General features: G+C 50.1%; 12 protein-coding genes. 1 reads left to right on the forward strand and 11 read right to left on the reverse strand.

The features are described from left to right. Positions 1 to 144: 144 nt before the first annotated feature. On the forward strand, positions 145 to 807 hold the full coding sequence (locus tag HMPREF3143_RS23550; protein ID WP_015063586.1) for a hypothetical protein: 663 nt from the start codon (positions 145 to 147) through the stop codon (positions 805 to 807). A gap of 15 nt (positions 808 to 822) precedes the next feature. On the opposite strand, the gene HMPREF3143_RS23555 is transcribed toward HMPREF3143_RS23550, so the two are convergent. The 11 genes from HMPREF3143_RS23555 to HMPREF3143_RS23595 form a co-directional block, all read right to left on the reverse strand. Then, positions 823 to 1,275, reverse strand: coding sequence for a hypothetical protein (locus tag HMPREF3143_RS23555; RefSeq protein ID WP_000791469.1), 453 nt, complete (start codon positions 1,273 to 1,275; stop codon positions 823 to 825). A 166-nt stretch (positions 1,276 to 1,441) separates the two neighbouring features. Beyond that, positions 1,442 to 1,741 carry a hypothetical protein gene (locus HMPREF3143_RS23560; protein ID WP_011872911.1) on the reverse strand — a complete coding sequence of 100 codons (300 nt, stop codon included), beginning with the start codon at positions 1,739 to 1,741 and terminating at the stop codon, positions 1,442 to 1,444. A 47-nt stretch (positions 1,742 to 1,788) separates the two neighbouring features. Then, positions 1,789 to 2,031: a hypothetical protein gene (locus tag HMPREF3143_RS25860; protein WP_000750746.1), complete on the reverse strand. Its 243-nt coding sequence runs from the start codon at positions 2,029 to 2,031 to the stop codon at positions 1,789 to 1,791. Between the two features lie 4 nt (positions 2,032 to 2,035). Next, positions 2,036 to 2,308 (reverse strand): MafI family immunity protein, encoded by a 273-nt coding sequence (locus HMPREF3143_RS23565; protein ID WP_000787563.1) that lies wholly within the window; start codon positions 2,306 to 2,308, stop codon positions 2,036 to 2,038. Then, a complete protein-coding gene (locus tag HMPREF3143_RS23570) occupies positions 2,305 to 6,567 on the reverse strand; it encodes an RHS repeat-associated core domain-containing protein (protein WP_032413490.1) in 4,263 nt (1,420 codons plus the stop codon). Before HMPREF3143_RS23570 ends, HMPREF3143_RS23565 begins: the two co-directional genes overlap by 4 nt. A gap of 132 nt (positions 6,568 to 6,699) precedes the next feature. Further along, complete coding sequence (locus tag HMPREF3143_RS23575) at positions 6,700 to 7,425, reverse strand: hypothetical protein (protein ID WP_000988732.1); 726 nt, start codon at positions 7,423 to 7,425, stop codon at positions 6,700 to 6,702. Positions 7,426 to 7,538: 113 nt separating this feature from the next. Then, a complete protein-coding gene (locus HMPREF3143_RS25375; protein ID WP_000868821.1) occupies positions 7,539 to 7,913 on the reverse strand; it encodes a hypothetical protein in 375 nt (124 codons plus the stop codon). Positions 7,914 to 8,159: 246 nt separating this feature from the next. Continuing rightward, on the reverse strand, positions 8,160 to 8,399 hold the full coding sequence (locus tag HMPREF3143_RS23580) for a permease (RefSeq protein WP_000714162.1): 240 nt from the start codon (positions 8,397 to 8,399) through the stop codon (positions 8,160 to 8,162). Positions 8,400 to 8,471: 72 nt separating this feature from the next. Beyond that, positions 8,472 to 8,750, reverse strand: coding sequence for a hypothetical protein (locus HMPREF3143_RS23585; protein WP_000268337.1), 279 nt, complete (start codon positions 8,748 to 8,750; stop codon positions 8,472 to 8,474). Further along, entirely contained in the window at positions 8,737 to 10,464 is a 1,728-nt protein-coding gene (locus HMPREF3143_RS23590; RefSeq protein WP_000122923.1) for a DUF7146 domain-containing protein, read from the reverse strand. The genes HMPREF3143_RS23585 and HMPREF3143_RS23590 overlap by 14 nt, the downstream gene beginning before the upstream one ends. A 177-nt stretch (positions 10,465 to 10,641) precedes the next feature. Continuing rightward, positions 10,642 to 11,028, reverse strand: coding sequence for a hypothetical protein (locus HMPREF3143_RS23595; RefSeq protein WP_001077335.1), 387 nt, complete (start codon positions 11,026 to 11,028; stop codon positions 10,642 to 10,644). Positions 11,029 to 11,372 lie beyond the last annotated feature (344 nt).

Raw genomic sequence — 11,372 nt, forward strand, 5'->3', positions numbered from 1 at the left:
TCTACTTTTTCAAAGATACATTTTAATAAGTAGAACAACAGCAAGAGGAACTCAAATTTATTTACCGTAATTATCATAATTACGGTAATACGGTAATTTTACAGATTTGGATGGAATGGTATAAGATGTCTCGCTGGAACATACTTGCTGAAAAAACGCTTAACAACGATAGTGAAAACATCATGTACAGGTGCGAGAGATAATATGTATAAGAGCCTTGAAGATCTGATGGCGGGTATTTACGAGATGGCAGCGCCAGATGGCATCATCTGTAACGAGGTTTCCAAATTCCTTGCGGCCAACCAGGTCAAGCCGGAAGACATAAGCTCTGGGATCTGGTTTTTCCTGTGGCTGAAATCAGCTCCCAAGGATGCGAAGCCAATCCAAAAAGAAATCCCCGGATTTGGAGTTGTTCTCAACATGCCGACTTATGGCGGAACGCTCAACGAAGCAATCACAGGGTTGATCGAGAACGAGTGCCGTCAAATAGAGCTCGCTGAGGGACATCCGAGCCTTGAGGCTTGGGTTGAATCAGTATTAGCCGGTCGAGATGACGGAGAGGAAAATGAAGCTGCGGCCAATATCGTGGATCTGCTTAATGGGTGTCACGACCTACTGGATACAGCAATAATCAATTACCTTTTTAAGGTGGGAAAAATCAACGAGCAAGAGATTTTGTCGCTCATCTATTATGGAGAGCTATGTGACCACTCTCTTGTCGGTACGCCTTTTTCAACGTTACATATCCCGAGTGAAAATAACGTCCACGAACGTAACATCATCCCCATTAAAAAAGGAGCCAGTTAGGCTCCTTTTTGTTACTTAGGGTTTGCTTTGAGAAACAACTTCATTCCAAGTATGCAGCACCTTCGATAGGTGCTGATGCTTTCTGGTGAAGTCCTTATCATCCAAGAGTGCTTTAAATGGCGCGTTCAGGTCACTGCATGTGACGTTCTTGCCGATCACAGACAGGGTATCCTGGAGTGATCCACCAGCAGCATCAAGCCCCATTCTATCGACGGTCTCACTACTCACCATTGCCTGGACAACATTGGTGAATGCCTTTGAGTTGAGCTGCTCAACGCTCAGGGCTGTATTGCATTTCTGCTCAACCGCTTGCTTGTACTGGATGGTGTACTTTGCAGTGATAGGTGACATGGTGTTCATCGCAAGTATGTATGCGTCTACCTCACTGGTCGGTAATGTCGCGGCATAGACTGACGAGCATGATGCGGCTGCGGCCATTATCAAAGTTATTACCTTCTTATTCTTCATTTCTCTGAAATCCCCCTTTAAAATATGGAGCTACAACTCATTTGTACCAATCATAATACTATTGATTTCCAAAAGTATCTCTCTCTACTGACTCTATGATGGCTCGCCTTCCAAACACTTGGCCGCTGGCGGCGGCTGGGCCAACGCCAGAGCCTGATCCACACTATCATCCGCCTGAAAAAAATCTCATTACCTCTGACGGATAAAGAAACAGATTTCCCCCTTTGGCAAAAAACAGATACCAAACAGAAAAAGCCACAGAAAAAACACCTGCAACACACACTTCAAATCTATTTCTTGCAGAGAAATACTTGTAGTGCTTTTTTTCGTATCTCGGGGCTCTCATTTTGACTAGATTTTTCAATGTCAACCAAAGAAAGATAACCCCAGTAGGAAGGATAACTATCACAACCCCAAAGAAATAAATTGTGTATATAATAAAATCAAACCAGTTATTGATTTCCATAAGCCGTCCCCAATGCTGCGCCAATAGCAGAACCATGTGAGCCGTATTTAATCCCTGGATTCCTCATTAGCTCTCTTTAACTTTAATATTTTCCTTAGATTTAAGTATCCATAGATTCCTGAGAACACTCCATACCCCCCCCAAACACCAACGGACAGATATAAGGCGAATTTGCTTAGAGGCCCATTCACATAATTTAATAAAGCGAACACTGCAATTCCTATAAAGGCTCCAGCTAACGGAAATCCAAGCAGATATACTGCTCTATATTTTAAACCGGTTTTTTTCATCTTATTATTTATCTATATGTTTTGAAATCTTATCTACAATGGATGTAGTATCCATATTCATTATCCTCCCTGCTTTTTCAATCAGAAACTCAGCTTCATTTGTTATGTTCTTTGACTCTTCATTAATAATGTCAATGATAGTTTCTAGTGCGATTCCATACTCACCCACATCAATAAATTCTTGCACTTCTATACTTTCAGATTCAGAAAACGAATCAGACAGCACCATAAGCAAAAGATCTAGCGTGGATTCAATTTCTCTATATTCATTTTTCATTTTGGATTCCTTGGTACGTTTGTTGGAAAACCTGAAACAATATCACCATTAGATTCTTGTATTACACGAACATTAATACCTTCTTTAACTGCCTCTGCAATAGTCCTACCACCGCGCCCAGCCTTTCGAGAAACATTTGGATCGGTAGCTATATCGGAAATGACGTGCATAATTTTTTCATCAGACCAACTTTGAGGAAACTCACTTTTTCCAGGCTTGCCTGTTCCTGCTCGATGCCCTCCACCAGTGGCGTCACCATCAAGAATATGCTTACGTCTCTGGGAACTGGCTAGGTCTACAAAATCATCAGCCGTATTTTTAAAAGCGCGTTCCGCAACATTCCCTAGCGCCTTATAGTTGCCAGGCAGGATAATCCCAGCAGCAAAAAGCCCCCCGGAAATCCACTTTTCTCTTGAGGTCGCACAATCACTGGTGATGGTCTTGAAGGTGTCATAGGCGTCCCAAGCGCTCAAGGCAAAGTCTATGGCAACATAAGCCCCCAGAAGAAGCGGCACAAACTCCCCTGTTGGATCTGCATTGCCTATCGGGTTGCTCAGCGCATAGGCATAGGTGTTAATCCCACCAGCCAGCCCAATCGGGTCACTGGTGATGTAACGCCCGGTATTCGGGTCGTAGTAACGCCGCCAGTTGTAGTGGAGCCCGGTCTCCGCGTCGTAATACTGTCCTGGGAACCGCAAATTGAAGGTCGGCCCCTGAGTGGTGATGCTGGCCTTACCGAACGGGCTGTAGCTCGCCTTCCAAACCACTTGGCCGCTGGCGTCGGTTAGCGCCTTCGGGGTGCCCAGATGATCGACGTGGACTTGATAGGTCTGTCCTGACTGAGCAAAGCTCAAGGGGGTGCCATCGAGCCAGATATACTCCGCCAGCACGTCTCCAGTGGCTGCGTCCAGCTCCTCGATGAGGTTTCCTGCCAAGCCGTAAATCAGTAGGCGGGTCTGGCCGTTTAGGGTCTTAGTTACACGCTGATCCAGATGGTTGTAGGTGTAAGCTGCTGTCACTCCAGCGACCGTTGCGGCCACCAGCCGGTTCTGGCTGTCATAGGTGAAGGTATCCGCCCCCTGCTTCGTCAGGTTGCCATTGGCGTCATAGCTTCTGGAGGTTTGCCCAGTCTTCACCAGCCAGTTGTTCATGTAGTTGATGGTGTAGCTTTGGCTCAGGCCATCGGTCGTGATCGAGGTCCTGTTGCCGGTGGCGTCATAGCCATAGCCCAAAACGCCATAGAGCCCCTCAGCAGAGGTGATGCGGCCAACCGCGTCATAACCGAGTGACTGATTGACTGATGAGCTGAGATTGTCGTCTATGGCTGAAATCAACGAGTCTGGCGTGTACCGATAGACCAGCGAATGCACTCTAGTAGCGTCGATGCCGGTGACTCGGTAATTGAGATCCAAAGAGCGACTTTCTGAAATGCCGTTCCATCTGACCATACTGGTGACGGGGCCAAAGGGCGCTCGCTCGATCTGGCTTGCCAGGCTTGTTGTGGTGCCTGCTTGTGTCGTTGCCACCTCGATGACGTCACCGGCTAAATCACGGGTGTAGGAAACCTCACGACCACTGGGATACGTGATCTTCGTGATGAGGCCTGCACCATCGTATTGGTACTGGGTAGTAAGGCTCTGCCCGTGGGTTTCCCAGGTCTCGTAAGCCAACCATCCTTCGGGTGTATAGCCATATCTCCGGACACCGTTGCCATCATCGACTGAGGTCAAGCGGCCCATGCCGTATGGTGAGGTTGCTTCGTCGTACCCGTACAGAATTGGCGATTCGCCAGAGACACCGCTGGATGCCTCGATGATCCGGTTCAGCGCGTCGTAGCTGTAGCTTGTGGTTTGTCCCTTGGCCGTCTTGCGCGTTGCCACGTTACCGGCTTCGTCATAGGTAATGTCGGTGGTGCCGGTGTCCGGGCTCCGGACCTGAGTCACTTCGCCAAAGCCGTTGTAGCTGTAGTAGGTCAGGCGCGAACGAGGGTCGGAGACACGGTAAACATCGCCGGTATCCTTGTAGAGCACCTGCGTGACCTTCCCGAGTGGATCGGTCGTTTGTGTCCGGTGATGGAAGCCGTCGTACTTGTAGGAGTGTGTGTTACCAGAGGGACTGGTCTCCTGTATCAGGTTTGCCACCACATCGTAGGAAAACGATGACTGATTGCTATAGGCGTCGGAGACACTGGAGAGCCAGCCGATTTCGTTGAAGATCCGGCGCTCTATCCAACGGGTCTGGCCCAGCGCATCGAGCAGTCGCTCTTCTACTGGGTTCCCGAGGTCATTGAGCTCAAGCTCGCGCCGGTTGCCCTGTGCATCTGTTTCCGCCACCAGCCGATGTGCAGCGTCGTACTCATAGCTGACGGTTGCACCATTTGGCTTAGTCAGCGAGCTCAGGAGGCCCACAGCATCATAGTTGTAGGCCGTGGTTCCTTCTGGTCCAGTGGAGCTGACAAGTCTTCCTCTGGCGTCATAGGTGAGGGTTTGGGTTACACCGTTGACGCCCTGAATGGTCCCGGCGCGACCGTTCGCGTCGTAGTCACCAAACTGCATCACCTGCCCCAGCGCGTTTGTTGTCCGGATCAGGTTGCCCTGGTCATCGTAGTCAAATGTCGTAACATCGCTGACGTCGGTGCGCGGACCATCAACCGAGGCCAACAGGCTCGGCTTTCCTGTACCAACAGGGGCATAGGTGTAGGTCCATGTCCGGGAAGCGCCCGAGCTGCGATCTGTGACCTTGCGGCTTATCACCCGGAGATGAGTGTCGTAGGTAAGCTCAGTGATCCTGGTTGGTTCCGTGATTTTTGCAGGGAGCGACTTGGAAGGAAGCCAGTCGGTCGTAACCTTGCCCCCATCCTGGTCTATCTGGGTGGTTTCCAATCCCCGGTCGTTATGGGTGAACGTGCGCTTCTGTCCAGCACGATCTGTAATGCTGGAGACGAGGCCTTTGCTGTCGTAGACGTAGGTTTCCTTGCCTCCCACAAAGCCGGTACACGGCGCACCCTCAACAACATCAGGCTTGAGCATCCCGTTGTGACGGCTGTAGGTATATCGCTGAACGTGGCCGAGGGCGTTGGTGACAGAGACGCTTCCGTCAGCGTTGTAGCTTACCTGAGTCTTCTCTGCGCCCCCGGCGTGTTCACTTAGAACTGCCATCCCCTGAGCATCATATCCCCATGTGGCGAAACGGTTGCCGTTCTCGTCCACCAGCCCAGAGAGCAAACCCGGTGCATTCGGGTCATCGTAGAGATAGCTGCGGCTCGTATTGTCCTGGTAGATCACTTCCGCCAGCTTGCCAGCGCTGTTGTACTGGTACTGAATACTGCCACCAGCAGGATCGGTGACACTGACCATGCGGCCATCTTGATGCTGGAACTGGATGTTGCGGCCAAAGCCGTCAGTGATCGAGGATAGCTCTCCGTTCAGATAGCTCAGGGTGATGTGATTGCCGTTGGGCTTCTCGATGCCGGTCAGTCGTCCGGTTTCATCATAGGCCTCGACTACCCCGTCAGATTGAGTGTAACGCCAGCCGGTAGCATCCTTCGTCAAGGTATCATCGGTTTTCCATGTTGGCACCCAGACAGAGGACGAGTTGTAGAACGCGAGTTGTTGCCCTTCTGGCCGGTGCAGGACAACCATGTTCTCACCGTACTTCGAGGCGTTGACCTCGACGCTCCGCGAGTAGGTATGCCGCCAGCCGCCGAGCTCTTCATCAGGAAGGTGGCTATTGTAGTATCTGGTGAATGTGAAAGGGTCGGAGCCTCCGCTTTGATAATCCAGTTCAGCCTGGAACTTGTTGCCGGTGCCAAGATGGATAGGGTTCCCTACACACATGGTCGTTGTTGGTAAGCCGAGATCCCTGTCCAGGAACGGTGTTTTATCCATCTCACCCGGCAGAACATAGGTTGAGCGCCAGTAGACCGTAGCTGGGTCGCCAGTGCAGGTAGTGGGGTCATAATCGCCAGTAGCACCTAGATACTTAAAACAGATCCTGGAGACATAACGGCCATCACCATAACTGGCAACCGGATAAAGCGCATCCCCAACTGGCGTTCCCTTCCCTTGCTCCTCACCAGAGCGATAATTCTTCATGAAGGAATGCGCGTCTATGATGGTGTTGAAGCGCATTTTGTCTACTTCGGTGCTCACGGCTACAACCCGCCATTGTGCAAAAGCAACGCATGGCAAAGTTGCGAGCACCACAACGGCCAATGACCGCAGGTTTCGCATCAGTAAAAGGGAAGGTCTCGATCTCATTTACAGCTCCAGTTTTTATGCTGGAGCTATTTTCAGGTGGGAGAGTCGTTATCAACGACTGCGTTTTTGCCCTTTTAGGGTATGAATACGTGATTTGGAGAGGTTGTGTATTCAGAACAAATGAGAAGCAGGTTACTCATTTCGCTCAAACACTGTGACAAGAACACGTTTTTGGTTGTCGTCGTTGATCACCATCAGGTACTTGAACTTGGAATCTCTATGGCCCCAGACTTCCACGTTATCTACGCGGCCATACTTTCTGGCTTTATGGCGAGCCACTTTCTCGTCAAAGGGTTGAACCTGTAACTCTGGATGCTGGAGGCGACCAACGAGTGAGGCCCACGGTTTTTTAGGGTCTCCAGAGGTTATCCGGGCCTGATACTGATCGATGGCATGTTGAGTAACAAGGACGGGACCAATGGCCGGTGTAGAGATTTCGTCATGGGTTTGAGTATAGGCTTGCTTGTCCACATCGAGGAGCTCAACGTTGCCCTCACCCGGCTCATCCATAAACTCCATGCTCTGCGAAACTTCAATAGTAGCGCCCTTTAAACGTCCAGTGAGGCAAGCCGCAAACTTGAATGCAAACTCCTTGGTGGATTTGCCCAGCGCCAGCTTTTTAATCGCACCTTTGGATACCACCAGCTTGTAACCAGCACCAGCACCTGGCTCTCTGCAAAAAACCTGTTTGTCCAGCGCCAGATAGCGAATGGCTACGAGCTCAGCCAAAAGATCTGCCTCCTCGTTGTCAAAATCAATACGAACATCAAGGATGCCTTTCCGTTTTGTACCAACGCGCCAGAATACAAGGGCTGAATTATTAGAAGTTTTCTTCGAGACAGTAGTCAGTGTCATCATGGTCTATTTCTCCATTATCGGGATAATGGTCGGCATCGCCGCCAGCACCCCTATTCGTTAGGGTTCATTTAGATGCTACCACGGGTTTTAAAAATGCAACCCCTAGTGCCACTCTATTTGTGGTCCCAAGTATTTTTATAAGCTCGGGCTAGGCGTTTCTCTATCACTTCTGACAAATTGCAACCATCGACTTCTGCCAACCGCTTCAAAATCCTGTGGGCTTTATCGCTTATAGTTATGCTTTTACCAACACCATATCCCCTTCTGCGACGTTGCCTAATTGATGTCCCGAGTTTATTGATTTGCTCTGCTGTCAGATATTTATTAATCCATTCAGTGAGTTCTGATGGTGATCGCCCCATGCTGTTCAGGCTGTCCACGGCTTCAAGTTTCTTATCGAATGGGACGTCACGCCAGAAAGCTGGGCGCGAAGCAGCTCTGAGGAGATAGATCGCCGTAGCCTGAGCATCTTCATTGGATACTTTCAAAAAAACACCTTTACCGTTACATGTCACACCAACTTCATCGTGACATGTAACACTTCAAACTGCAAGTATAAAAAAAGGCCAGCTATTGCTGGCCTTTACGTTCATTATCGCAGTTACTCTTTAGGCGTTGTGATGCTTTTTTTCCTTCTGTTTCTCATGGTAGAGATACAGACTGCCGCCAGTGACGACAGTGAAAAAAATGAGCAACCCCAACATGCCTAATGTGAAAGCGTCCATTTGACCCCCTTAGGAATTGCTGACCTTGGTTAAGATTATACCATAGATCCACAGGATAACCCCAATGACCAACACCAAACCGGCTTCTTTGACGGTTATAGTGTCCCCAGATACAGCCAATCCTACAATACCGACACCGATGGCTGTTACGGCGACCTTACGCAGGTCTTCACCGATAGCTCCCAGAGTCTTCTTGTCAGGAGAGAAAAGACGCACAAACCACGTCTTAATACGCAAAAACTTTTTCATGATTACCTCCATAGTTGAAGAGGAGGCGAATCATGCCCGAGAGGGCATGAACACCCCCTCAGGGTTAAAGTTTTAGGCAGACAAAGCTGTTGGCTTCGCCTTGTTCATCTTCATTGAGTTAATGATCTTCGTCGCTTCATCAGCAAACGGGCCAGTAACTTGGATAGGCTCCCTTCTTGCGAAGGAGGCTGTCACCATCATTCTCTGGCCGTGCATCAGATGACGATACCGAGACCGCATAAGCTCAACGTAGGCCGCAGAGTCCCCCTCCCACCCCTCAGGGGGAGAAAAGGGGCACACCGCGTCGTTACCAGGCGTTGTATCAACCTTCGAGACATCAATGACGGCCATACTCAGCTCTCCTTCTCGCAATGAAATCGCGCAGGTAGCGAGCATTCGGGAAACCGAGGCTTCCCTGACTCATCAGGACATCGTTCCAGTCAATCCCTTTCGCTCTGGGCGGGATCGGGAGTTTAGGCAGCAGGACGTACACACGAATGCCGCGCTTCTCCAGCTTGGCTTTCAGCACGTTCGCTGACTTCTCACCAGTCACAGACTTATCTTTGTCAGCCCAGATCAGTACGGTGTGAACACCTTCTGGAACCTCGAAGGACTCCATCAGGGTCGCATTGACCGTTGACCAAACCGGGATTTGAGTGACTCGATAAGCTGACAGGGCTGTTTCCAGCCCTTCTGCAACACCCAGGATACCCTCAGTCGGTTCACCGAGGCGGATGGCCGCGCCATTGACATCCAAACCGTCAGGAATGGGCATCATCTTCTTGGCGTTGCCGACCTTGGCTTTTTTACCGTTTTGGGTGAGATAGGTGCGGTGGAGCGTTACCAGGTTGCCTTCCACATCTCGGATAGCGCAGACGATAGCCGGGAATTTCCCAACTTCATTGCCATCTTCGTCGTAGTAGGCCATAGCCGGATTGAACCGCAGACAGTCTGTTTTTTCTACTTCATCAACCTTGAACAGAAGCTCGCGGTTTTTGAAGTACAGACGCATTGGCTCAGTCACATGACTGGAGAACGGCAAACACTCGTTCCATACCTTCTCGATTTTCTCACGGAGACGAGCACTGTAAGCGCGTTCGCGCTCCATTCTCTTCTCCATTTCTTCTTGGAGCTCAAGCAGCCAAGGCTTAGGTTGTTCACGAAACATCGGAACAACTTTCGGCTTGTTTTCGCTGCTTTGCTCTTCCGGTTGTGTGGCCGCATGTTGTACTTGCGGTGCCGGAGCTTCTACCGTGCGGTTGACCACAGGGGCCGACTCAACATGGTGACTCACCGGCTCAACACCACCGTTCGAGCGAGCGCGGAACTGCGTTACCGTAGCGCCGCGACGTTCCACCAGCCAGGTGTTGCGATGCGTTTGCATAGGTTGTTCTCTCACAACATTCCCCTGCTCGTCCTTAACTTCAACGACGACAGTTACAGGCTCGCGCCCGAGGTTTGTCATGACGATCTCATCCCCATACTTGGCTTCACTTTCACCAATGGCTCTTTCAAGATCCACGCCCCAGATGGTGCGTTCCAAACCGCTCTTGTCACGGATGAAGGCAAAGTAGCTGAGCTCGTTGTCTTCGTTATGCTCATAAGGAGCTTTACCGTGGGCAATCAGAGTACCGGCAATGGATTTTTTACGATTCTTGGAATCGAGAACCTTGTTATTCACCTTCATAGGCTCTTGCTGAACAGGCGCTTTGGCCTGGACAGGAGCTCGTGTCGGTGCAGCGGCTTGTTGATACTGGGGTTGCTCTTTCTCAACGCCCAGATAATCACCAACCTCGCTCAGGCACTGTTTAAAGTCCCAGTTATTGAGCCACATCAGCAGCTCAAAACCATCATGATTGGCACCGCATGTATTGCATACGCCGCCACCAGTCAGGTGGGCATCCTTGAACAGTCGGAAGCCATCTTTCCCGCCGTGGATAGGACAAGAAACATGACGACCAGGTTTACGGAGAGCTGGTTCAAGATGGGGCGCTAGGGCCGCCAGGATGAATAGCCAGTTTCCGTTTGCAGCTTCACGAACGGTGTCAGCTTTGTAGTAAGACATAGGTTTTCTCCTTAGCGTGAACCCCAGCATCGAGGCTTCCTTAAACCCCCGTCGCCAGGGTTTTAAGGAAACCCCGACACCGGGAGAATGTGCCAAGGAGGCTCCCCAGCCGGGGAGAACTCCCCGGCGAGGGGTTTAAAAAGGTCGCCCCCGAAACGGAGGCGAATTTTGTGAATATCACAAGCACAAATGAGTGCCATCTTCCGAGGCCATCATGATTGTGACATCTGCGGTTACAGGATCTGACTTAATCACAACCTCAGTGGGTTTGAAAAAGCCATCTACAGTGGGCATGGGGTAATAAAGACGAATCTTTCCCCAATTCTTGTTGTCGGTAAAAGCGACCTTTGTTTGAGCAACACAAAGCTGCAAAAACATGAAAAGGAAGTCTTCTACCGAGTGCTTACCATCTGCACCAAATACTCCATCGACAATTGCCGGGGTCACTGCCACATTGGTCAGGAAACCAGCTTGTTTACCGATGGAAGATTGGTCCACCAGCAGACCATCATTGATGGCTTGTTGACGGATTTGGGCGAGGTCCAATTTAGCTACTTGGTTCATAAGGTGTACTCCAAAGTTAATGGGTACACCTACCCCGTGCGGGGAAGTGTACCCGCATGGGTTATTGAAAGGTCACGGCCAAAGCCGAGCTTTAAGGTTCCGAGTTTTACGCTGGCTGAATGCGCCAAAGAACGGTCGGAGGAAACGAGTCAGCGACACGCTTCACATTCGCGTAAAGAGTGTCCTTAAAGACACGCTCTAAGCGACGACCACCTTGACGATAAACCAACTTAAAGTCTTGGAATTTGTTCATGGATACCTCCAGAAATAACGGGAGGTATCTCCAGCAGGAGATAGACTCCCGCAGGGATTAATAAATTAACGTTAATTTGCTGTTTGTTTTT

It is taken from the genome of Enterobacter sp. HMSC16D10 (genome assembly GCF_001807145.1).
GTDB classification, from domain to species: Bacteria; Pseudomonadota; Gammaproteobacteria; order Enterobacterales; family Enterobacteriaceae; genus Enterobacter; species Enterobacter roggenkampii.